22 protein-coding genes and 1 pseudogene are annotated in these 21,418 nt (G+C 56.3%); 18 read left to right on the plus strand and 5 right to left on the minus strand.

What is annotated here, in order from left to right:
• Positions 1–75 precede the first annotated feature (75 nt).
• The 5 genes from LVE68_RS00120 (at position 76) to LVE68_RS00140 (ending at position 5,635) form a co-directional block, all read left to right on the plus strand.
• Positions 76–1,632 (plus strand): transposase, encoded by a 1,557-nt coding sequence (locus LVE68_RS00120; RefSeq protein WP_232940126.1) that lies wholly within the window; start codon positions 76–78, stop codon positions 1,630–1,632.
• Positions 1,633–1,805: 173 nt separating this feature from the next.
• Positions 1,806–2,444 (plus strand): nucleoside monophosphate kinase, encoded by a 639-nt coding sequence (locus LVE68_RS00125; protein ID WP_232941986.1) that lies wholly within the window; start codon positions 1,806–1,808, stop codon positions 2,442–2,444.
• A gap of 129 nt (positions 2,445–2,573) precedes the next feature.
• The gene (locus LVE68_RS00130; RefSeq protein WP_232941988.1) at positions 2,574–3,248 is read left to right on the plus strand and encodes a hypothetical protein; all 675 of its coding nucleotides are present in this window, start codon (positions 2,574–2,576) and stop codon (positions 3,246–3,248) included.
• A gap of 774 nt (positions 3,249–4,022) precedes the next feature.
• Positions 4,023–4,505, plus strand: coding sequence for a hypothetical protein (locus LVE68_RS00135; RefSeq protein WP_232941990.1), 483 nt, complete (start codon positions 4,023–4,025; stop codon positions 4,503–4,505).
• Positions 4,506–4,663: 158 nt separating this feature from the next.
• Positions 4,664–5,635, plus strand: a complete 972-nt coding sequence (locus LVE68_RS00140; RefSeq protein WP_232941992.1) for an NAD(P)-dependent alcohol dehydrogenase — start codon at positions 4,664–4,666, stop codon at positions 5,633–5,635.
• Positions 5,636–5,826: 191 nt separating this feature from the next.
• On the opposite strand, the gene LVE68_RS18140 is transcribed toward LVE68_RS00140, so the two are convergent.
• Positions 5,827–5,949: a hypothetical protein gene (locus LVE68_RS18140; protein WP_255701147.1), complete on the minus strand. Its 123-nt coding sequence runs from the start codon at positions 5,947–5,949 to the stop codon at positions 5,827–5,829.
• Between the two features lie 238 nt (positions 5,950–6,187).
• Here LVE68_RS18140 and LVE68_RS00145 point away from each other — a divergent pair, with 238 nt between their 5' ends.
• The 4 genes from LVE68_RS00145 (at position 6,188) to LVE68_RS18180 (ending at position 9,715) form a co-directional block, all read left to right on the plus strand.
• Positions 6,188–7,078 carry a hypothetical protein gene (locus LVE68_RS00145; RefSeq protein ID WP_232941994.1) on the plus strand — a complete coding sequence of 297 codons (891 nt, stop codon included), beginning with the start codon at positions 6,188–6,190 and terminating at the stop codon, positions 7,076–7,078.
• A 172-nt stretch (positions 7,079–7,250) separates the two neighbouring features.
• Positions 7,251–7,790, plus strand: coding sequence for a GNAT family N-acetyltransferase (locus tag LVE68_RS00150; RefSeq protein WP_232941996.1), 540 nt, complete (start codon positions 7,251–7,253; stop codon positions 7,788–7,790).
• Between the two features lie 51 nt (positions 7,791–7,841).
• Positions 7,842–8,939 (plus strand): histone deacetylase family protein, encoded by a 1,098-nt coding sequence (locus LVE68_RS00155; protein WP_232941998.1) that lies wholly within the window; start codon positions 7,842–7,844, stop codon positions 8,937–8,939.
• A gap of 548 nt (positions 8,940–9,487) precedes the next feature.
• The gene (locus tag LVE68_RS18180; RefSeq protein WP_441338252.1) at positions 9,488–9,715 is read left to right on the plus strand and encodes a GDCCVxC domain-containing (seleno)protein; all 228 of its coding nucleotides are present in this window, start codon (positions 9,488–9,490) and stop codon (positions 9,713–9,715) included.
• A gap of 71 nt (positions 9,716–9,786) precedes the next feature.
• Here LVE68_RS18180 and LVE68_RS00160 read toward each other — a convergent pair whose 3' ends face one another.
• Complete coding sequence (locus LVE68_RS00160) at positions 9,787–10,176, minus strand: hypothetical protein (protein ID WP_232942000.1); 390 nt, start codon at positions 10,174–10,176, stop codon at positions 9,787–9,789.
• A 232-nt stretch (positions 10,177–10,408) separates the two neighbouring features.
• Between LVE68_RS00160 and LVE68_RS00165 the strand changes: the two genes are divergently transcribed.
• From LVE68_RS00165 to LVE68_RS00205, 9 genes and pseudogenes are all read left to right on the plus strand, one after another.
• Positions 10,409–10,963 (plus strand): class I SAM-dependent methyltransferase, encoded by a 555-nt coding sequence (locus LVE68_RS00165; protein ID WP_232942002.1) that lies wholly within the window; start codon positions 10,409–10,411, stop codon positions 10,961–10,963.
• A gap of 268 nt (positions 10,964–11,231) precedes the next feature.
• Entirely contained in the window at positions 11,232–11,675 is a 444-nt protein-coding gene (locus tag LVE68_RS00170) for a hypothetical protein (RefSeq protein ID WP_232942004.1), read from the plus strand.
• Between the two features lie 205 nt (positions 11,676–11,880).
• Positions 11,881–12,231 carry a VOC family protein gene (locus LVE68_RS00175; RefSeq protein WP_232942006.1) on the plus strand — a complete coding sequence of 117 codons (351 nt, stop codon included), beginning with the start codon at positions 11,881–11,883 and terminating at the stop codon, positions 12,229–12,231.
• A gap of 45 nt (positions 12,232–12,276) precedes the next feature.
• Positions 12,277–13,524, plus strand: a complete 1,248-nt coding sequence (locus LVE68_RS00180) for an RNA polymerase sigma factor (RefSeq protein WP_232942008.1) — start codon at positions 12,277–12,279, stop codon at positions 13,522–13,524.
• Positions 13,525–13,607: 83 nt separating this feature from the next.
• Positions 13,608–13,988: a DUF1428 domain-containing protein gene (locus LVE68_RS00185; RefSeq protein WP_232942010.1), complete on the plus strand. Its 381-nt coding sequence runs from the start codon at positions 13,608–13,610 to the stop codon at positions 13,986–13,988.
• Positions 13,978–14,769 (plus strand): VOC family protein, encoded by a 792-nt coding sequence (locus LVE68_RS00190; RefSeq protein ID WP_232942012.1) that lies wholly within the window; start codon positions 13,978–13,980, stop codon positions 14,767–14,769. The genes LVE68_RS00185 and LVE68_RS00190 overlap by 11 nt, the downstream gene beginning before the upstream one ends.
• Before the next feature lie 23 nt (positions 14,770–14,792).
• Positions 14,793–15,277: pseudogene (locus tag LVE68_RS00195) on the plus strand (VOC family protein).
• Positions 15,278–15,364: 87 nt separating this feature from the next.
• Positions 15,365–15,745, plus strand: a complete 381-nt coding sequence (locus LVE68_RS00200; protein ID WP_232942014.1) for a YciI family protein — start codon at positions 15,365–15,367, stop codon at positions 15,743–15,745.
• 100 nt (positions 15,746–15,845) lie between these two features.
• Positions 15,846–16,241: a VOC family protein gene (locus LVE68_RS00205; RefSeq protein WP_232942016.1), complete on the plus strand. Its 396-nt coding sequence runs from the start codon at positions 15,846–15,848 to the stop codon at positions 16,239–16,241.
• 64 nt (positions 16,242–16,305) lie between these two features.
• Here LVE68_RS00205 and LVE68_RS00210 read toward each other — a convergent pair whose 3' ends face one another.
• From LVE68_RS00210 to LVE68_RS00220, 3 genes are all read right to left on the minus strand, one after another.
• A complete protein-coding gene (locus tag LVE68_RS00210; protein ID WP_232942018.1) occupies positions 16,306–19,464 on the minus strand; it encodes an efflux RND transporter permease subunit in 3,159 nt (1,052 codons plus the stop codon).
• Between the two features lie 3 nt (positions 19,465–19,467).
• Entirely contained in the window at positions 19,468–20,577 is a 1,110-nt protein-coding gene (locus LVE68_RS00215; RefSeq protein WP_232942020.1) for an efflux RND transporter periplasmic adaptor subunit, read from the minus strand.
• A gap of 129 nt (positions 20,578–20,706) precedes the next feature.
• On the minus strand, positions 20,707–21,411 hold the full coding sequence (locus LVE68_RS00220) for an NAD-dependent epimerase/dehydratase family protein (RefSeq protein WP_232942022.1): 705 nt from the start codon (positions 21,409–21,411) through the stop codon (positions 20,707–20,709).
• Positions 21,412–21,418: the final 7 nt, after the last annotated feature.

Genomic DNA, 21,418 nt, shown 5'->3' on the forward strand with positions numbered 1-21,418 from the left:
GTTCTGGCTGTAGAAAAACTCTTAAAATATAGTGTTTTTTGATAGAATTGGCAGGTCGAAAAGGGGAATCCCGCCATGCCAAACTTCAAGCGGTACAATTACAACCAGGACGCGATGGTTGTGATCAATTTCGAAGAGCAATTGCAGCCGAATACCTTCGAATTTACCCTCCACCACCTGATCGATGACCATATCGACCTGTCTGCCTTCTACGAAAAGTACCAGAATGACGCCGGTGGTCGATCGGCTTACGATCCCGCCATTCTGTTAAAGATCATCCTGTTCGCATACTCCAAGGGCATCACCTCCAGCCGCGAGATCCAGTGGCAATGTGAGCACAATATCATCTTCAAGGCGCTTTCCTGCGATTCAGTGCCGCACTTCACCAGTATCGCCAGCTTTGTCAGCAGTTACCCGGATGCGATCGAGTCGATCTTTGAGCAGGTACTGATGGTATGTGACCAGGAGGGACTGCTGGGCAACGAGCTGTTTGCGATTGATGGTTGCAAGATGCCGTCGAATGCCAGTAAGGAGCACTCCGGTACATTCAAGGAACTCGAGCAAAAGCAGGCCAAGATCCGCAAGAAGATCCGGCACTGCATCAAGGAACACAAGAAGCTGGATGGCCGCAAGCCCGCCGAGCGGGAGCGCAAGCAGCGACTGGCGCAGGCGACGGATACGCTCAAGCAGCACTTCGAGAAGATAGACAAGTTCCTAAAGACGCAAGCCCCAAGGATGGGGCAAGGCAAGACCCCGAAAGAAGTCAAAAGTAATATCACCGACAATGAGTCGGCCAAGATGACCACCAGCAAGGGCACCATCCAGGGGTACAACGGTGTCGCCGCAGTGGACAAGAAACACCAGATCATTGTCGAGGCGCAGGCTTTCGGCGAGGGCCAGGAATACCATACGCTCAAGCCCATGCTGGATGGTCTCACCGCACACTACCGGAAAGCCGGCATCCATCCGGACATCCTCGCCGATGGCACCATCGTGACCGCCGATACTGGTTTCTCCAACGAGGGCAATAATGCCTATCTGAAAGAGGAAGGCATCAACGCCTATATCCCCGACAACCAGTTCCGCTCGCGGGACAAGGCGTTCGCCAAACAAAAAGAAAAGTATGGCAAGCGTCATCGCGATACCCTGGTGGGCGTCAAGCAGGTGATTCCTGCCAGGGAATTCACCTTCGATAAGCGCCGCAAGACCTGTATCTGCCCAGCCGGTAAAGAACTGCTTCTCTACAGGGAGGAGCAAGTCAGTGAGGGCAAGCGCAAGCTGTTCTTTGAGGGCCGCCTGACTGACTGCCGCCACTGTCACCTCAAACACCAGTGCATGCGCAACCCCGGTTCTGCCGATACCCGCGACGGCCACGGCCGGCAGGTGTCCACCACCTGGACCAATGGCCGCACGGCGACCGACTGGATGAAAAAGCGCGTCGACAGTATCGCGGGAAAGACGATCTATAGTCACCGGATGTCGGTGGTAGAGCCGGTGTTCGGTAATATTGGTACCAATAAACGGCTAGGCCGTTTCTCTTTACGTGGTCGTGAGAAGGTCCAGGGGCAATGGCGTATGTTCTGCCTGGTGCATAACATTGAGAAGTTGATGAGATACGGGGCGATCCACTGATTCACAGGGATATCCACACTCGTCTGCGCAAAAGAGGCCCTTAATACGTGCAATGAGTGATTATGTAAAACGGATGTGTTTAAATCGTGATCATTAAACTTATAAGAAAGAGAGCCGATGGGATATCAGGTTGTCATCCTGTTTTTCTACAGGCTCGTTAAGCGTAAAATCTCATGAAGATCATTTTCACTTCTCCATTTAATCCTTTATGGTCTGAAGGGGTGTCTAAAATGGCATCTCTTCTAGAAGCCGAAGTGGTTTCTATTGGAAACTTGTTGAGAGCAGAAGTGAAAAGCAACACGAAGCTGGGAAAAGAGATAGAGACAGCTCTATATGGCGGAGAAATTTTAAGCGCTGATATAGTCAGCAAGCTGCTACTACACAGATTTTTTAGAGACTCGGCGAGAAAAATATTGGTTAACTATCCAATAAATACTATGCAGGCGGAATCGCTTGTGGAATCTATGAAAAAATCTGAATATGGCGTCACTGCTTGTGTAGTCGTCGACTCTACTAAAAAAGTAATTACAAGAAAATTTGAATCACAGTTTCACTGTGCTGATCCATTGCATCCAAGCTTGGAAAGCTCAGCAGGCATTCCTGAGTGTGAAGTGTGCGGGAGACCGATGATTCATTCCTATGATCTGAGTAATGACAAAGTGGCTTATCTAATTGATTCATATTTTAATGAGAATGGTGTCTTATCATCCGCGTCTACATTGAGTGAAAAACTTCGTGTAGAAACCTTTTGGTTTACGACCCCGGAGGAAGTCGTAAACCAAATCCAAGGTTTGAGCCATGAAAACGCTTAACAAGCAGCGGCAGAGCGAAAGCCAAGGCTACGCACCTTTTGTGTTACTCGCTGGCGCTCAAATATTAACACAAAACGTGCTCCGCGCTGGCTGCGCCTGCGCTGGGCGTTACGTGATGGTAGCTAAACATTGAAATTTGTATTTCTACCAGGAATGGATGGAACGGGATTGCTCTTCAATGAGCTAATTCTGAATATCCCAAAAGAAATAGACCGAGAGGTTGTTTGCCTCAACGAAATACAGGGCGTGAGCTACCGCCAGCAAGCTGAGCAGATAGCCGAAAAAATTGAATCATCAAGCGTTGTAGTGGTCGCTGAATCATATTCCGGAAGAATTGCGTATGAATTATGCAATATCCTTGGCAGCAGAGTTTCGAAGGTAGTTTTTATAGCTAGCTTTGTTTCTTGCCCCGGAAGGCTCGCAAAGCTTGCTGCTGTCCTGCCGGAGTGTGTTCTTAAGCCTAATCTGTTTCCAAACTGGCTTATGAAAGTGCTATGTTTTGACGGACGTGGTAATAGGGCGCTAATGGATCAAGTTCGCCAAGCTATTGCACAGGTTGGGCCAAGCGTTTTAAAACAGCGCTTATTGAATATTGCTGAACTTGATGAACCAAAAGGTCATCAATCAACTACAGCCGTGTATATCCGGCCAACAAATGATCACTTGGTTGCGTATGATGCAATCAAAGTTCTGGGTAATATTTATCCCCAGTTAAGTATCGAATCTGTGGAAGGGGGACACTTCATTGCTCAAACGGCCCCGGAGTCATGTGCGAGAGTCATAGTCCGTGCCAAAACCACGTAACAAGCGGTTGTAGTCGCCGCGAAAGTGGTAGCAGATCACGCCCCTAAACCGAGCGTTATGAGTCTTAAGCCATGAGTAGGAACTGTCCAGGCTGTAGTCAGCCCGCTACCAGCTCTCTTGCAAAGTGCCTTGGGCAAGTAGGGTCTATTTGCTGTAAAAGTTGTAAATCCGATATAGGCATACCGTTTGCCAAAAACCTTAAGAATGTTGCTGTTGGGCTATTACTGTTTATCTTAATTTACGTCATATCAAGCAGCTTGCTCGGCGCAGCAGCGTTATCTTCGGCGTGCTTGGTATACCTGACTTACAAGGAGCCGTTCGTTGCGAACGACACATAACAAGGTGGTCAACGAGACGCCAACTGCGCTGCGCTCCGTACCGACGGCTTAGCCCAGGCGTTACGTGTAAAAGAATATGGAAATACTATTCTTCATCGCAGCTTGTGCAATTCTGGTTTTGTTGTACGCGAACACCAGGGCCACTATTTGTGTATGCTGCTCAAAGGAACCAGTGAGACTGAAAATAGGCCTAGTATCTCTAATTTGGCTGCTTCCAATACTCGGAATTTCAGTTTTACCTAAACGGGTTCTGCCAGGAATTCACAAAGACGAAAAAGGCTCTGCAATTTTCGTTGGAGGGGGCTACGGTGATAGTGGCGGCGGCTAAGTACATAACCAGTAGTTGTAGTTTGTTTCGGGACTTCGGCTATCCACCGGACGCCCCTGGTGGGGCGCCGCTAAACAAAAGCATTAGTCCAGTTAATACGGATCTTTTATGAAGTTGTTCTGGAATAGTTTGATCAGCCTAGCTCTATTTATCAGTGGAACCCCTCTTTGTACGAGCGAAACTAAAGCTAAAGAGCTCCTTCAGGGCTCTTACTGCGAAAAACACGGCCAGGCGGCAAGCATGGCCGCTGTAATGAGGGTCGCTCAGCGAATGTCGAAGGAGCCTAAGAGCGATAGCGAGCAGCTAGAGTTTGCGCTTGCAATAGCGGCTACCTACCAAGATGAACTAGATCTTAATGAAGAGGCAGCGTTCGCATTGTTCGCTTATCCGTATCGTGCTCAGGTCCACCCTAATTTTCTTTTAGATAGCAGAGCCCACAGGCATATTTTTTTCAACTTGTGTGAAGCTAAAATTGCGGTTACTGAAGTAAAAAATTTGAACCGTCCCCTGGCGGCTGCTTGCTTCGATCAGGCTAAAGCGGAAGGCCGCTTAAATCGTATTGATTCCTGCATCGTAGACCTATTTAGGTAGGACCATAAAAATTCAAAGCAAGACGACGCGCATACGCGCGCGTCTGTTTGAGGCGTTTAAGGGAAGACTTACCCACATTTAGTAGAGCCCTGTATAGTTGATAAGCTATTTTTAATAAATCATCAAGAAAGGAAGCTCAATCTTATGGGGCAGAAAACGTGAAATCTCTAATAATACGGAAGTACGGATCACCTGACTTTCTTGAAATTCACGATGTCATAAAACCTATCCCAGCTGATGATCAGGTGCTGGTCAAAGTTAATGCTGTCTCAATCAACGACTGGGACTGGGGGTTGCTGAAAGGGGCACCGTTCATCCCAAATCGTTTCATGGCAGGTCTGATTAGGCCGAATATCACCATAGGCTCCGATATCGCTGGTGTAGTTGAAGCTGTGGGCAGTGAAGTCAGTTCATACAAGCCTGGCGACGAAGTGTACGGTGATCTTTCCGGCTGCGGATTCGGGGGATTTGCAGAGTATGTATGTGCCCCGCACAATGCCGTGAAGCCTAAATCCCCAGCTATGAGCTTTGAGCAGGCGGCCGCTATCCCTCAGGCAGGCATGCTTGCTCTGCAGGCAATTGTGGCGGATCGCCAGCCTGAGCCAGGACAGTCAGTTCTGGTAAACGGCGCTGGGGGCGGCGTCGGTAGTCTCGCCATCCAACTCCTGAAGCTCCAGGGCCTTGAGGTGACCGGGGTTGATAGTGCAGAAAAACTGGAGGCAATGCGCTTGTGGGGATTCGATCACGTGATTGACTATCGAACCACGGATTTCACGCAAAATGGAAAGCGTTATGACCTCATTGTCGATGCCAAGAGCGATCGGTCTCCAGCGGACTATGAACGTGCTTTGAACCCTAATGGTGCTTACGCAGCCGTAGGTGGGCCAACACTCAACTTGCTGAAGGTCGCGCTCTCAGGCTTACGCATAAACCGTGAACGAGATAAGAAGCTTCGGGTTATAGCACTCGAGGCCAATCGCGACCTGGCATACTTTAACGAACTTTTCGAGGCTGGGAAGTTCAGGCCAATAATTGATACGGAGTTTGACTTCACAGATGTGGATGTGCGCAATGCATTCCATCATTTCGCTGAGGCGGCACACAAAGGAAAGATCGTTGTTCGCTTATAACAATCAATTGCGCGCAGCCACCTAAAACTGGCGCGTGAATAAGATCGTCGGACTTCCTCTTGTGCAGCGATGTCTGTGGCGATTCGCTGGCAGCCTATGACCAGCCGGTTTATGGGTTTGACGCGAGTTCTGGAGGAGCTTGTGAGTTTGCTTTGCGGCTTGTGCTCGTGCGTCTTCTTCAGTGGGGTAGGTCAGCTGAGAGTCATTGCAGATTCACTGATTTTAATTGTGGTTGATTTAAGATCTATTTTCTTATTTACTGCAAAAGCATGAGCGTTTTGGCGGAAATTTTTATTTTCTGGATGGTGGCTCATATCAGTATCTGCGGGGACTAGGAGCGCGCAGCCTGGCAAAGCGCTGTGTTCGGTTTTTAGTCCCTCTGTGCGGGTGTTATACGTACCTAAAAAGTCGTTTGTCGTAATCAGGGCGAGCTCATCTAAAAATCATAAGGATATCAGGTGCTTTGAGTTCGATATGAATAAGCTGGCCAATTGTTCAATTGCATTTAGGCGAACCTTAAGAGTTCGGTGATTGTCATAATAAGGATAAATTATGAAGCATCTCTATATTTTAAGTTCTCTGCTGTTATCCGCTTTATTTATTACCAGTGCCAGTTATAGCAAAGATGAATTTCCAGTGCTTAAAGGCCCATACCTGGGGCAAACGCCACCTGGTTTAACCGCCAGGCCTTTTGCCCCCGGCATTGTGAATACAGAGGAATGGGGGGACGCTGGTGGTTTCTCCCTTGATATGAACGAGTTTTTTGTTACCAGATGGAAACACTCTCGTGACGCAAGAGAACCAGAATCTGTTATTTTTAAAAAGGTGGGCGATCAGTGGCGTAAGATGGCTGTGCCGGCTGGAGCTCGTAGACCCTTTCACGCCCCAGGTGGGAATGTCCTGTACTATGGTGGCAAATATAAGGAGCGCACAGCTGACGGCTGGTCAGAAATGAAAAGCCTTGGCCCTGCTTTTGAAGAAATACGCATTATGGGCCTTTCAGCTTCCCGCAAAGGCACTTTAGTTTTCGACGAGGTTGGTACAGACGGAGACGGTGTTATTCGCTATTCACGGTTACTGGACGGTAAACGCGAAGAGCCGAAGCCGTTCGGTAAAGAGATTAACACCGGAACATGGAATGCCCATCCGTTCATCGCGCCAGACGAATCCTATATTATGTGGGATGGTGAAAGAGAGAGCGGGTATGGCAAATCTGACCTCTATATCAGTTTCCGGCAGAAAGATGGCTCGTGGGGTGAAGCGATTAACCTGGGGGAGAAGGTAAACACAGATGCTGAAGAAGGGGGGCCACAGGTCACACCTGACGGAAAATACCTCTTTTTCAATAGAATGGTGACGCCAGCAACCGGAGATACGGGTTCCCAATCGGACCTGTACTGGATCGATGCGCAGATTATCGACGACCTCATGCCAACGCAGTAAACCTCCTGGTTCACACTTGAATTCTCCCGGGCCGGCGTCCACAGTGGGGCGGCAGCAGCTTTGCTGCTCCCCGCTGGCGCGTGTCAGGTTAACTGAGGCGCAGAAATACTCATTTGATATTGGGTCACTTGGGGCTGGTGATAACGGCAGGTCTAACTACAGGACGTTTCGGATGGTGATTGAGAAGGATATTTCTAGAGTATTCGGCATTCGTCAGGCCGAAGGGAAAGATGTGCCGGTCCTTATCCAGTTTCTCGCCAATCTGGCGCTCCACGTTAACGGTGGACCTCCGCAGAACCTGAAGCAGGAGGAGCAGGACAGGCTCGCCGAAAGCCTGCGCACTGGCCTTGCCGATCCTGATTGCTTACTACTCGTTGCGGAAACATCTGGCGCCAAATTGGTGGGCATGGGCTATCTTTCGATCGTGCGCAATCATGGTATCTGGGAGGGGGCCGGGAACCTGGAACTGACCGTGGGGGTTATCGATGATGTCTGGGTGGAACCGGATTTTCGGAATATGGGTGTTTTCAGTGCCCTTATGGGTGAGTTAGTGACTTTTGCCGACGCCCAGGGGGTCAGGGAGCTGATGCTGGAGTATTCCACCTCTAACCGGGAGGCCGAAGCGGCGTGGGCAGGGCTGGGGTTTAAGCCGACCGGTGTTCGTGCCGCAGCCCCCACTGAGACAGTCCGGCAGGCCTTATCGAGGCGGTAGTGAGGTGAGGGGGTAAGAGAGCAACCAGAAATTCAAGGGCAGGGCGGCAGAATGACAGGAGAGCGCAGCGTAAATGTTTTTTTCGACGAAATCATGCTGGGGCATAACCCTGAGGTGGACCTGCCCTTCATGCCCAGCCGGGTGGAAAAACGTGTAAGGACGGTGCTCGAGCAGCTCGAGTCCAAGTGGAGCTATCCCGAGCATCCCGGGCGGCTAATCGCGGTCAGGGATTACCTCGAGCAGAACCCGGTTCCCGGCGTCACGTTCACGTCTGGCCCCTGTGCCACCCATGAACAGCTGGGAAGGGTGCATACCAGCTCTTATCTGGACCATATTTTTTCAATGGCGGGCAAGCGGGCATGGCTGGACAGGGACACCACCGCGGTCTCTCCTGCGAGTGTCACGGCGGCTACTGCCGCGGCCGGCAATGCCATTGCGGCAGTGGAAAGCGTGGTAAATGGGGATGCACAGAGCGCATTCGCCCTGGTGCGCCCTCCCGGGCATCACGCCGAGCCAGTACGTGCCCGGGGCTTCTGTCTCCTGAACAACGTCGCCGTGGCTGCTGCTCACGCCCAGGCCAAGCTGGGCTGTGAACGCATCCTGATTGTTGACTGGGATGCCCACCACGGCAATGGAACCCAGGACATTTTCTGGGCCGATCCGGACGTGCTGTTCTTCGATACCCATTGTGCAGCGCCCTTTTACCCGGGGTCCGGGCACCTCGATGAGGTGGGTGCGGGTCTCGGGGAGGGGTTTACCATCAATGTACCGCTTCCCGAGACTGCCGGTGACCTCGCTTTCGAGAAGGCGTTTCGGGAAATCCTGGTTCCGGCTGCGGAGTATTTCCAGCCAGACCTGGTCCTGGTATCGGCGGGCTTCGACCCTCACCGGAATGATATGGCACTCAACCTCACCTATGACGGGTTCAAGGTAATTACTGGCATCGTGCAGCAGATTGCCGACCAGCACTGCGATGGAAAGCTGGTCCTGGTCCTGGAAGGGGGGTACAACCTGACGTCTCTCGCCCGTGGGGTCCATGCGGTTCTGGAGGTGCTGGCCGGGGGCGAGATACCGCAGTTGACGGAGGCCGGTATCCGCGAGGTTTCCGAGGCCATAGCCTTTCACCAGGCGGCGTTTATTGAGGAGTAGTGTGTCGCCAGCCGGCTTTCGAACACGATACGCAGCAGATATGGGGCAGGGTTTTGATGCCTATCGAGCCCTTAAGCCAACTTTGCGCCCCAGCGGCGGCAACCACTGATGCTACCCGGTTTTTGACCGGCCAGGGGAGCGGCTCCCGGGCGCGAGCAGTCTCACAACCGGCTCGGTAGCCGGTGAGTTTGGTACCCATAGTGCGGGTACTGGATGCAAGGTTTTCGAATCTTTGCAGGGCGCGGGAAGCGTTAATGCGGAAATTCCTGATCATTTTTGCTTGGACGTCGATCATCGGCAGTCTTGGCGATGGTGTTATTGCTCTCTACTGAGATTGCATATCGAGTTTGTCTGCTGGGTTAAACAGGTGGCCTACTACGCCTTTCCTGAAACATTTGTGGCGTGGTTGTTTAGCCTTCCAGCGTTAATCTATTGCCCGGTTCGTGTTATCTTAAACTGCCTTGTTGGTTGGTGGGCGCTCTCCACGGCGAGAAAAATTTCACCTCTATCTCAGGGGCACGCCGAACGAGTCCCTGCCTGATGACTGGATGCCAGGAGGATCAATGCTAGGCGTAATCAGAGAAAGTATCATTATGTGTCCTGAGTGTGGCCACGAGAAAAAAGAGATTATGCCCACGGACTCATGCCAGTTTTTCTACGAATGTGAGTCTTGCCATAAGGTGTTCAGGCCAAAACCCGGCGACTGCTGTGTTTTCTGCTCATATGGCACAGTAAAGTGTCCGCCAGTTCAGCAGGGCAGCGGTTGTTGCGGATAGGTGTTTTGTGGGTAGCCCTGATGGGGCGCGAGCCTGCCAGGTTGACCGCGAGTATGGCTGCATGGCTGGCTCTAATCCCTTAATGCCGGCCCATGCCAACGGCTGCCAGCCGTTGCTTTCCAGCTGGTGGCGTGAGCGATGCTCCGCCAGCACCCTGCCGGCCCCATCTCAAACTTGCTGAGCGCTTCCATGATCCGCACCAGGCAGTTGTCCCGCAGGGCTTCCAGTTCGCGAATGGACTGCTCGCAGGCCTGGGTGCCTTCCACCATGCGATCGATCAGGATGTCGTTCAGTTCCGGAGCCTCAAGCTTGGTCCAGGGCAGTTTCAGTGCCGGGCCAAACTGTTCCAGCATATAGGGCATGCCGGTCTCGTCGCCAGCCACCAGCCACCAGCCACCAGCCACGGCCGGGACTGAGCCGAACGCTCCAACGGCGAGGGCGTCGGCATGATGGCGGCCCACAGCTATGCCTGCCGGGGGGCGATGGCCGGCAATAGGCCTGTAATATGCAGGCCAGGGTGTCTCCTGTTGACGAGCCGGTGAACCGGCGATCTGTTGACAGAGCGCGGTAAATAGCAGACCGGAATAGGGTAAGCTATGGGCGCAGTTAATGGGGAAATAGCCAGTGCCGGCGAGAAACCCGGCGCTTCCCAAATGATAAGCCACTCTGGAGGTCACATTTTTGGGTGAAAAGGTGAAATCTGACGATCGCTGGCTCGAAAAATGGTATCCAACTATTCAGGGGAAAGCAGTGCTGGAGCTTGGCTGTGGCAAGGGCCGGGATACCAGCAAGCTTGCCAGGGTTGCCGGCGAGCTTGTTGCTGCTGATATTTCCCCTGCACTAGGCCTTGGTGATCTTGCCCGGGTATTGCAGCTGGATCACTCCAGGAGGCTGCCATTTCCAGGCTGCACTTTTGATGTAGTAATAGCCAGCCTGACCCTTCATTACTTCGACTGGAAAACCACCGGGAAAGTGTTCAGCGAGATAGCAAGGGTGTTGGGGGATGGCGGGAACCTGATCTGTCGTCTCAACTCAGATAGAGATATTCACCATGGTGCTGTCGGGCACCCCGAGCTGGAGCCGGGCTTATACTCCGTCAATGGACAGCTGAAGAGATTTTTTACAAAGTCAGACATTGAGGCGCTGATGGTAGAACCATGGAGACTGGTAGAACTCCACCACAGGAAGATTGACCGGTATGAAAAGGCCAAGCTCGCCTGGGAGTTCTGTGCGGAAAAATCCTGGTAAGCACTGACATTTGATCCTGTCGGCCAGGCTTCCTGGTCATGCAGGTTGACGGGCTTTGCTGGCTTACAAAAGCCTCCATGCCCCCGGAGGTGCCAGTGCCCTCCTGAATGACCGGGTTTATCTATCCAGGTCGGGACCGGATAGGAATGCTTTATCATGCGGCTGGACTCTCCGTGCTCCCCAGGGAAATTATCTTGGGTGCTGAGATTGCTTTTCCCCGGGTTTAAGTGCTGTCAACGTTGTATTCTGCAAGGGAACAATAACATTCATGAAAAAGGTTTTCTGTGGCTTCCTTATTCTGTGTTTTAACCTGAGTGCCAGTGCTGATGATATTCAAGGGTTTGTCGGGAGGTACCTCAAGGACTTTTCCCTGGAGCAGGACCTGAGCCAGTATTTTGTGGAGCAACCGCAGTTCATCTTCGGTAGTCACCTGCTGGTTCCCGAGTCATCCGACAAGGCTGGCGAGTTTATGCTTGGCATTCGCTCAAAACTCAAGAACTCTGAATATAGGGAGTCGTCGATAATCAGCTCCAGGGTAAAGGCGAATATAGGTAACTATTCCCTGGTCACCTTCCATTTGCAGCGGTACAAAGCAGATAGTGAGGTGTTGGATGAGGTATGTAGCACCTACGGCATTTTGCAGGGTGAGACTGGATACAGGATCACGAGCTGGCAACCGAGTGAGGCCCGGGGTGATGGTGGTTGCAATTAATATTTGGCAGTGTTTAATCTGCTGAGAGTCGACGTCAATTGCCGGCGGTATCTGCGGCTTTTCTGCTTTTCGGCGGGGCGGCAGTTTTAAAAGTCGAATAAATTTGGCGTTCTGGTGTGGGGAGTATTGGGAGCTCCTGGATTAGCGGGTCAATAGATGACCGGCGCCCGAGTTTCAGTTCGCCACAGCAGCAAGTGTCTTGAATATGAAAGTCATGCGTATCGTGTCCAATACTGGCACGGCGGACCTGGACAAGGCTGCGGCTTTTTGTGGGGGAATTTTGGGGCTGGAAATGCTGATGGACCATGGCTGGTTCCAGACCTACGGCTCCGGTGAATCAATGACGGTCCAGGTGAGCTTAGGGGCCCAGGGCGGCTCAGGTACTGCAGTGCCTGACCTGTTCATGGAAGTCGATGACCTGGAGGCTGCCCTGGCAAGATTTGAAGGGGCGGGGGTACCTCTTGAGTACGGCCCTGTCAGTGAGCCGTGGGGTGTACGAAGATTCTATGTTCGCGACCCTTTCGGCAAGCTCATTAACATCCTCCAGCACGAATGAACGGTTCAGGGTTCCCTGAACCGGACCACCGGGACATTTATTACGATGGCAGATGACATCCTGCAACGCCAGATCAAGGACGTATATGAAGCCGAGGCCAGCCGGGTGCTGGCGACCCTGATCCGGCTTTTAAATGGGGATTTTGACCTGGCGGAGGAGGCCCTGCACGACGCCTTCGTTGCCGCGCTCAGGCAATGGCCGCGGGAGGGGGTGCCTGCGAACCCCCGCGCCTGGCTGGTCAGCACCGGGCGATTCAAGGCGATTGATCGCTTCCGCAGCCGTTCCCGCTTCGATGCCAGTATCCCGAAATTACTTGCCGGGTATGAGGCCGGTGGAGATCCGGCCGAGGCGGAGCTGGAAGGGATCGGCGATGACCAGCTGCGGTTGATCTTTACCTGCTGCCACCCCGGCTTGTCCCGGGAGGCCCGGTTAGCCCTGACATTGCGCGAAGTGTGCGGGCTCACAACGGAAGCCATTGCCGCGGCATTCCTGCTGCCTACCGCCACACTGGCCCAGCGGATAGTGCGTGCCAAGGGCAAGATACGCGATGCCGCTATTCCCTATGAAGTACCGGAGCGGGCCGAGTTGCCCGAGCGGCTGAATTCTGTCCTGCAGGTTATTTACCTGGTGTTCAATGAAGGCTATTCCGCATCGATGGGAGAGCTGGTCACCAGTGGTGAATTATGCAGGGAGGCGATACGCCTGGCCCGCCTGTTGTACCAGTTGCTTCCGGAGGGTGAAGTAGGCGGCCTGCTGGCGCTGATGCTCCTGCACGATGCCCGACGTGGCGCGCGTACCAATGCCCGGGGTGAGCTTGTGCCCCTGGAAGAGCAGGATCGACGGGATTGGGACAGGGCGCAGATCCGGGAGGGCTGTGACCTGGCTGTCAGCGCGCTGCGCTCCGCCAACGCCGGTCCCTATGCCATGCAGGCGGCGATAGCTGCAGTACACGCCGAGGCGGACCGCCCCGAGGATACCGACTGGCCGCAATTAGTAGGACTGTACGATGTGCTGATGGGTCTGGCGCCCTCGCCGGTGGTTGCACTGAATCGGGCTGTGGCGGTGGCAATGCGCGACGGGCCGGCTGCGGGACTGGCCCTGATTGATGACCTGTTGGCCAGGGGTGAGTTACGTACTTATCACCTGGCTTATGCAGCCAGGGCCGACCTCTTTTCCCGCCTAGGGCAGTTTCCGGCTGCCCGGCAGGCCTATGAGGAGGCCCTGGCGCTGGCACATCAGGGGCCGGAGCGACGATTCCTGGCGCGCAAACTTGCCGATATCCCGGTTTCTTAATTTTTTTCACCCTCCTGTCGAATCGCGTCCTGCCTGGACGACTAATAGATGGAACATCATGAGTCGTACAACAGGAGCAAACCATGAATTATATCGATGCCTTTGTGATCCCGGTTCCCACAGCTAATAAAAAGGCCTTCATCGAACATGCGGAACGCGCCGACCCAGTATTTATGGATCTGGGTGCTACCCGGGTGGTGGAGTGCTGGGCCGATGACGTGCCCGAGGGCAAACACACCGATTTTCAGCGTTCTGTGGCGCTCAAAGCGGATGAAAGCCTGGTCTATGGCTGGGTCGAGTGGCCGGACAAGGCGGTACGCGATGCGGCCATGGCCAAAATGATGGACGACCCGCGTATGAACCCCGAATCCAACCCGATGCCCTTCGACGGTAAGCGCATGATTTTTGGTGGTTTTGTCCCGGTGGTTAACCTGGTCAGCGAGGTGGCTGAAGATGCCGAATAAGACAGGGGATTTTGTCTGGTACGAGTTGATTACCGATGATATTGACGCCTCCCAGGCTTTCTATAGCCAGCTGCTGGGCTGGGAAGTCGCAGAGAAGGGTGGATCGGATCCGGCCTATCGAATCATGCAGGCGCCAGAAGCCGGAACCGGCGCGAGCCATGGAATTGGCGGCCTGTTGCAACTGACCGCGGAGATGAGCAGCGGCGGTGCCAGCCCCACCTGGCTGGGCTACATTGCCGTGGACGATGTGGAATCCTGCGCCGCGAAAGCGGGGGTAGCTGGTGGTCGTACCTTGATGCCTCCCCGCGACATCCCCGAAACTGGCTGCGTTGCCATGCTGGCAGACCCCCAGGGGATACCTTTTTACGTAATCCGCCCCAGTGGCGAGGGTGACAGCCTGGCCTTTGCCGCGGATAAGCCCCGGCCCGGCCACTGTGCCTGGAACGAGCTGGTCACCCACGATGCCGACGCCGCAAAAACCTTTTACGGGCAATTGTTTGGCTGGCAGAAGGATGGTGAGCTGGATATGGGCGCACTGGGTCCCTATGAGTTCCTTCGCCATGGCGGCCTGATCGGTGCTGTTGCCCGTACCAGCGACGTTGCGCCCCGGCCAATGTGGCAGTTCTATTTCCGCGTTAAAGACATCGACCGTGCAGTGGAGCAAATTGCCGAACTGGGTGGCCAGCTTCAGCAGGGGCCCGATGAAATCCCCGGGGGCGAGTACGCCCTCAACGGCACTGATCCCCAGGGGGCGACATTTTCCCTGGTGGGCTCGCGCTAACGTTATTCCCGAGGGCGGAAACGATGGAACCGGATGAGCAGGGATACAAGGGAAAAGTCGTTACCTGCCTGTGGTTTGATGGTGTGGCAGAACCGGCAGTGGAACTGTATACCTCGCTGATTCCCGGTTCCGCGATTACTTCGGGGTTTTTCCCCGAGCCAGGGGCGGCACCGCTGCTGGTGGAGTTTCACCTGGCCGGCGTCCCCCACCTGGGCCAGAATGGCGGCCCTGGTTCCCGCATAGTGAGGCCTCTTCTATCGTTGTTTTGACGGAAGGCCAGGCGGAAGCCGATCGCCTGTGGCACGGCCTGTTGGCCGACGGTGGCAGGGAAAGCCAGTGCGGGTGGCTGAAAGACTGTTACGGTATGTCCTGGCAGATTGTTCCCCGTTGCCTGCCGGAGCTGTTGTCCGCACCGGATCGCGATGCTGCCGGGAGGGCGATGGCGGCCATGCTGGATATGAAAAAACTGGATATTGCAGGCCTGCAAGGCGCATTTGATAAGGCATAGGAAAGCCTGTCGAGAGTAGTGGGAAGTGGTGCAGGGTGTGTAACTGTGTACTGGAGTCCCCGGAGACAAAAAAACTGTGGAGAGACCATGAAATATCTTTGCCTGGTGTATTACAACGAAGCGATCATGCAGCAGATGTCCCAGCAGGAATGGGATGGCCTGAACCGGGAGTGTATCGCCTGTGTGGAGGACATGCAGGAAGGAGGACATTTCCTCGATGGTGCGCCACTGCAAACCACCGACACGGCAACTACGGTGCGCGTTCGTGATGGCAAGACGTTGACCACCGACGGGCCTTTCGCTGAAACCAAGGAGCAGTTGGCGGGTTTCTATATGTTGGAAGCCAGGGATCTCAATGAGGCCCTGCGCCTGGCCCAGAAGATTCCGCCAGCGCGCTACGGCAGTGTCGAGGTGCGTCCGGTGCGGGAGTTGATGGTGGAGGGCAATATATTAAGTGAGAACGCCTGAGTACCCGCTGCCCCGGTATGGTCGAGCGACTGGACATTATCCTATTGGAGTGGAGGTGCCGCTCCTTCAATCAAAAGCTGGATAACCAGGAGTGGAAACAATGATTTTTATCAATCTTCCCGTCAAGGACCTGCAAGCCTCCATGACCTTCTATAAGTCCCTGGGCTTTGGCAATAATCCGCAGTTCACCGACGATACCGCCGCCTGCATGGTCTGGAGCGATACCATCAACGTGATGCTGCTCACTCACGACAAGTGGCGCACTTTTACCGACCGGCCCATTCCACCGTCCACCTCCAGCGAAGTCATGCTGGCCATTGCCTGCGGAAGTCGGTCACAGGTAGATGAGATGAATGACGCCGCAGCCGCGAATGGGGGCACCGCGGATATCAGGCCGACCCAGGACATGGGTTTTATGTACAACCGCAGTCTCGCCGATCCGGACGGCCACATATGGGAACCCCTGTGGATGGATGCGGCGGCAATGCCTGCATAGCAGTAGCCAGGCATCGGCGGGCAGGGCAGGAGGGTTTCCCCGGGGTGTCCTTTTCCCTGTCTGGTCAGCTTCCCGCGTTACCGGCTTGCGGCACAGGGTCCCGGCGCCAGTTCAGCACGATGACGGTCAGCGCCGGCAACATGGTCAGTGTCACCAGCGTGGCCCCGATGATTCCACCCATCACGATCACACCCACGCCCCGGTACAGCTCGGTGCCTGCGCCGGGCAGGAACACCAGTGGTGCGAGTCCACAGATGGTGGTGATGCTGGAGATGGCGATGGGGCGCAGGCGCGAGCTGACGGCTTCCTCCACCGCTGCCACGGCGGCCATGCCTTCTTCCCGTACATTGTCGATGGCGCGGTGCACAATCAGGATGGGGTTGTTGACCACCGTGCCCATGAGAATCAGGAAGCCCAGCATGGAGATCATGTCGAAGGGTTGGTGGAAGCCCTCGAATCCCATCCCGCGCAGGGTGGCGCCCGCCAGGTTGAGCAGTGCGAGGCCGGCGATACCGCCGGCAATGCCCAGCGGGATGGTGGTCATGATCAGCAGCGGGTAACCCCAATGGGAGAAAATGGCCACCATCAGCAGGTAGACGATCAGCAGGGCAACGATGTAATTGCCCCCCAGGGCCGCGCGGGTGGCATCCAGCTGGTCGGCGGCGCCGGAAATGTTCAGGCTCACGCCCGCCGGCACCTGGCCGGTATCCTTCAGGTGTTGCACCAGTTGGGTTTTCACCTGCTCCACGCCTGTTTCCAGTGCCACGGAGCGTGGTGGGATGATATTCAGGGTAACCGTGCGGCGCCCGTCCACGCGGCGCACGGTGGCGGTATCCACGGTCTCCTGAACCCGGGCCAGCTCCGATAATGGCAGTACCTGGCCCACCGGGGTGTACACGAACAGCTGCTCCAGCGTATCGACGGTCGCCTCAGGGCCCTCGCGGTTGTACAGGTACATATCGATCTTGTCGTCATCGAGGAAAAACTCGTTGACGAAGGCCCCGTCGGTAAGCGCCGCCACGGTGAAGCCGATATCCCCGGCGCTCATACCCACTTCGGCAGCCCGGTCCCAGCGCGGGTGGACCTGCAGCAACGGCTGGGACAGCGACAGGCTGGACGGGCGCGTCTGGATACTGGGGTTGTCGAAGATCTCCTCGGCACGGTCGTAGGCGGCACGGGCCACCTGGTAGAGGTCGGCCAGGTTGGGCCCGGAGATATCCAGGTTCACGCTGCGGGTGCCGCCGTCGTTGCTGCTGATAATGGAGCCCCGCGCGGCAAAGGCACGCATGCCGGGGTAGCTCTCGTACTTATTAACGATGGCCTGCATCAGCTCATCGATCTGCCGCGGGTCGATGGTCTCGGAAATAATTCGCAGGCTCTGGGGGGAGACACGCAGGTTGAGGTATTTCATTGCCGGCACCTCAGCCTCACCGCGTTCAAAGGCTTTCGGGTCCCCGCCCACGAAAGGCAGGAAGTATGCCTCGATCTCGCTGGCGATGGCCTCCATGGTGTCCAGGTTATAACCCGGCGGGGCGTTCATGGTGGCGAAAGTCTTGGCTTCCTCCCCCTCGGGCAGGTATTCCGCCGGTGGGGTCAGGAACAGGATAATTGCCAGGCTGGCCGCCACGGTGATGCCGATACAGTAGAGCCGCCGGGCCGGGGTGGCGATCAGCCCGCTGATCCGGTCCAGTACGCCGGTACGCAGCCGGCTGTGGGCGATGTCCTCACCGGTGGAACCGTCGAACTTCAATCGTGCGCTGGCGGTGGGAATCACCGTGATAGCCACCAGCATGGATACCAGGATGGAGGCGGAAACGGCGATGGCAATATCTGAATAGAGTTGGCCCGCCTCCTCGACGATAAACACCACGGGCAGGAACACCATTACCGTAGTCAGGGTGGAAGCCAGCACCGCCGGCCAGACTTTCTGCACCCCGGCGATAGCCGCCTGCAGGCGGTCCAGGCCCCGGCGGCGCTCCAGCTCGATGCTCTCCAACACCACGATGCTGTTGTCCAGCGTCATGCCGATCGAGAAAGCCACGCCGGCAAGGGAAATCACGTTAATGGTACGCCCGGCCACCAGCAGGCCGATAAAGGCGGCGATAGTACAGATGGGAATACCCGAGACCCCCAGCGCGGTCGCCCGGATCGAGCGCAGGAACAGGTACATGATGGCGGTGGCGAGGAGGGCGCCGATTAACAGGTTCTTCCACACATTGAACACCGATGCCTGCACATAGACCACATCATCCGCGGTGCGCTCGAGGATCATGCCGGCGGGCTTGAGGATCTCGCTGTTGATGTCCTCAACCTCCTTCATCATGGCACGCTTGATCGCAATCACGTTGGAGCCGCTCTCGCGTCGCACGGCCAGGGTGATCACCGGGCGGCCGTCCACATAGGAGTTGCTGCGGATCTTGAAGTGGTCGAGGCGCACCTCTGCCACATCCCCAAGGCGCACTATGCCGTCGCCATCCCGCCGCAGGATCAGGTTTCGCAGTTCATCCAGGCTGTCAAAGCGGCCCAGCGTGCGCAGCAGGTAGCGGCGCTTGCCGCTTTCCACCTCGCCGCCGGAGATATCCCGGTTGCGCTGGCCAATGGCCTGGCGCACGTCATCGAGGGTCAGGTTGCGCTGGGTCAGGCGCTCGGGGAACAGGCGGATCTGGACCTGCCGCTCTGCGCCACCCCAGACGTCGACCTGTGCCACGCCGGGCACGCCTGACATGCGCGGGCGCACATTGTCCTCGATGTAATCCCGCATCATGTCCATATCCAGCTTGCGGGGGTTTCCCGGCAGCGGCGAGACGCGGAAGTACATGAAAGAGTTGGAGGAGAACGAGGTGGCGTATACCTGTGGCTCGTCCACGTTCTCGGGGTAGGACGGTACCTGGGTGAGGGCGTTGTTGACCCGGATCAGGGTCTCGGTGATATCCACCCCGAAGGGAAACTCCAGCTCGATTTCCGCCGAGCCCAGGTCGGCGGTGGACTGCAGCTCCTGCAGGTAGGGGATATTGCGCAGGTACTCTTCCTGCTCGATCAGGATTTCCTTTTCAATATCCTGCGGGGTGGTGCCGGCCCAGCGGGTCTGGATGGTGACCGTGCGCACCTCCAGGTCGGGAATCATCTGCACGGGCACGCGCAGTGCCGCGACCACACCAAGGATGGTGACGATCAGCACGCTGACCGTAACCAGGATGCCGTTGCGGATGATTCCCTCGAACATGGCCTAGTCGTCCCCGGTCGCCTGCCGGACCATTACCTCCTGGCCCTCCTGCAGGCTCTCGTTGCCACGGGTTATCACCACCTGGCCGGCTTGCAGGCCGGTGCGAACCTCGATCAGGCCATCGAAACCCAGTCCGGTCTTGACCTGCTGCTCGGCTACCTTTGCCGGCTTGTTCCAGCCGCTGAAGTTCTTCGCGACCCAGACGGTAATGCGACCGTCGGGGTAGCGCGTCAGGGCGTCCCGCGGAATCGCCACTCCCTTGCGCTCGGTGCCCAGTTGTAGTTCGGCAGAGACCGACATCCCCGGGATCAGTGCCGGCTTGTTCTTGTCGACGATTTCGGTGCGCAACACGAAAGTGCGCGCGCCGGTGCGGCTGAGGGGAACCTTGTTCAGTACCCTGGCGCGGTAAGTACGGTCATCGCCCGTGTCGAAGTTGAGGCGCAGGGGTGTTTCCTCGCGGATGCGGGCATAGAGGCGTTGCGGAATTTCCAGGTCGGCGTAGAGGTGATCGGTGGATACCACTTCGAACAGCTCGGCACCAGGCTCCACCCATTCCCCCTTTTCCGCCAGCTTGCGGGAGACGATACCGGTAAACGGGGCATTGACCTGGTGCCGGCGCAGCAGGGCGCCCTGGCGTTGTGCCTCGATCTCTGCCGCGCGCAGTTCAGCCCGGGCCACCTGTACCTGGGACGTCAGGCTGTCCACCTCACTTTCGGCAATGTAGTTGTCTCCCACCAGCCGCCGGGCCTCATCCAGCCGGCGGCTCGCATCGGACAGGAGTTCACGCCGGCGTTCCACATCGGCGAGGGCGGCGTCGCGGGCAATGATGTTCAGTTCCGGGTCGAGCTCCAGCAGGGGCTCGCCGGACTGGATACGGTCGCCCACGTCGGAATGCACTTCACTGACCAGGCCGGCCACCTCGGTTGAGAGGAGTGCCAGCCGTGGCGGCGTCAGGGTACCGTTCACTGGGACTGATTCGACAATCGGGCGGGAGCGGGCGGCCACGGCCTCCACGGTAATCCGCGCGGTTTCCTGGGCCTGTGCCACCAGGGTCGCGGCAATACCTGCCAGTACCGGCAGCAACTGGAACCTCTTTGCGCAATGGTGGCGCATAAACAGACTTACTCACCCTTTGTCGCTGTTATCGGGGCGGCCCCGGGCATCAAAAGTGTGGCGCGGGTAAGCCGTCCGCGTGGCGGACAGACCCTATAGGATAGTCTACTGGTAATGGCGCCGGCTGGATCAGCGGGCCCGGTCGCGGGCAGCGGCGGGGGCTGCAGCAGGAGATGGAAATACCTCGTCCAGGGTGAAAGTTTCAACGCCATTCCCGCTCGACAGGGCCACTTCCTGCATCCGCGCGGCCACCTGCGTGCCGCGGATCGGACGATAGCGTTGCAGCCCGGGCAGGCGACACAGGGTCGGCAGGATCATTGCCGCCAGTCGCTCGCCCACGCGCAGGTGATCGCGCTCGCCGATAAGCAGTGACGGCTGGAAGATGCTGATGCGCGGAAAGCCGAGCTGCCGCACGCGCAGTTCCAGCTCCCCTTTCATCTGCAGGTAGCCGCTGCGGCTCTCCGCGTTGGCGCCGCTGGACGATACCAGCAGGTAGTGGTGAACGCCGTTCGCCGCTGCCAGCTCTGCAGCCTGTAACTGGTAGTCCAGGTCCACCCGGCGCTGCGCCTTGAGGGAGCCGGCCTGCCTGCGGGTGGTGCCCAGGCAGGAGAACAGCATATCCCCCTGGAATAATTCCGGGTGGGCCGCCAGTTGCTCAAAGTCCACCACGCGGTTGTCGACCTTGCCGGCCGGATGCGGTGCGGGGCGCCGGGTAATGGTAATGACGGTGCCGATGGATTCACTGCGGGCAAGGCAGTCGACCAGCGCACTGCCAACCAGTCCGGTAGCGCCGATTACGATGGCTGTTTTCATTGGGGCTCGCGAATAGTTCATTGGTTTT

Source organism: Microbulbifer sp. YPW16, assembly GCF_021290385.1.
Classification (GTDB): Bacteria; Pseudomonadota; Gammaproteobacteria; order Pseudomonadales; family Cellvibrionaceae; genus Microbulbifer; species Microbulbifer zhoushanensis.

What these genes read in the sequence shown, in the direction of transcription:
- LVE68_RS00120 (WP_232940126.1), top strand. Translation starts at nt 76, where the DNA reads ATGCCAAACTTCAAGCGGTACAATTACAACCAGGACGCGATGGTTGTG.
- LVE68_RS00125 (WP_232941986.1), top strand. Translation starts at nt 1,806, where the DNA reads ATGAAGATCATTTTCACTTCTCCATTTAATCCTTTATGGTCTGAAGGG.
- LVE68_RS00135 (WP_232941990.1), top strand. Translation starts at nt 4,023, where the DNA reads ATGAAGTTGTTCTGGAATAGTTTGATCAGCCTAGCTCTATTTATCAGT.
- LVE68_RS18140 (WP_255701147.1), bottom strand. Translation starts at nt 5,949, where the DNA reads ATGAGCCACCATCCAGAAAATAAAAATTTCCGCCAAAACGCTCATGCT.
- LVE68_RS00145 (WP_232941994.1), top strand. Translation starts at nt 6,188, where the DNA reads ATGAAGCATCTCTATATTTTAAGTTCTCTGCTGTTATCCGCTTTATTT.
- LVE68_RS00150 (WP_232941996.1), top strand. Translation starts at nt 7,251, where the DNA reads ATGGTGATTGAGAAGGATATTTCTAGAGTATTCGGCATTCGTCAGGCC.
- LVE68_RS00155 (WP_232941998.1), top strand. Translation starts at nt 7,842, where the DNA reads ATGACAGGAGAGCGCAGCGTAAATGTTTTTTTCGACGAAATCATGCTG.
- LVE68_RS18180 (WP_441338252.1), top strand. Translation starts at nt 9,488, where the DNA reads ATGCCAGGAGGATCAATGCTAGGCGTAATCAGAGAAAGTATCATTATG.
- LVE68_RS00170 (WP_232942004.1), top strand. Translation starts at nt 11,232, where the DNA reads ATGAAAAAGGTTTTCTGTGGCTTCCTTATTCTGTGTTTTAACCTGAGT.
- LVE68_RS00175 (WP_232942006.1), top strand. Translation starts at nt 11,881, where the DNA reads ATGAAAGTCATGCGTATCGTGTCCAATACTGGCACGGCGGACCTGGAC.
- LVE68_RS00180 (WP_232942008.1), top strand. Translation starts at nt 12,277, where the DNA reads ATGGCAGATGACATCCTGCAACGCCAGATCAAGGACGTATATGAAGCC.
- LVE68_RS00185 (WP_232942010.1), top strand. Translation starts at nt 13,608, where the DNA reads ATGAATTATATCGATGCCTTTGTGATCCCGGTTCCCACAGCTAATAAA.
- LVE68_RS00190 (WP_232942012.1), top strand. Translation starts at nt 13,978, where the DNA reads ATGCCGAATAAGACAGGGGATTTTGTCTGGTACGAGTTGATTACCGAT.
- LVE68_RS00200 (WP_232942014.1), top strand. Translation starts at nt 15,365, where the DNA reads ATGAAATATCTTTGCCTGGTGTATTACAACGAAGCGATCATGCAGCAG.
- LVE68_RS00205 (WP_232942016.1), top strand. Translation starts at nt 15,846, where the DNA reads ATGATTTTTATCAATCTTCCCGTCAAGGACCTGCAAGCCTCCATGACC.
- LVE68_RS00210 (WP_232942018.1), bottom strand. Translation starts at nt 19,464, where the DNA reads ATGTTCGAGGGAATCATCCGCAACGGCATCCTGGTTACGGTCAGCGTG.
- LVE68_RS00215 (WP_232942020.1), bottom strand. Translation starts at nt 20,577, where the DNA reads ATGCGCCACCATTGCGCAAAGAGGTTCCAGTTGCTGCCGGTACTGGCA.
- LVE68_RS00220 (WP_232942022.1), bottom strand. Translation starts at nt 21,411, where the DNA reads ATGAACTATTCGCGAGCCCCAATGAAAACAGCCATCGTAATCGGCGCT.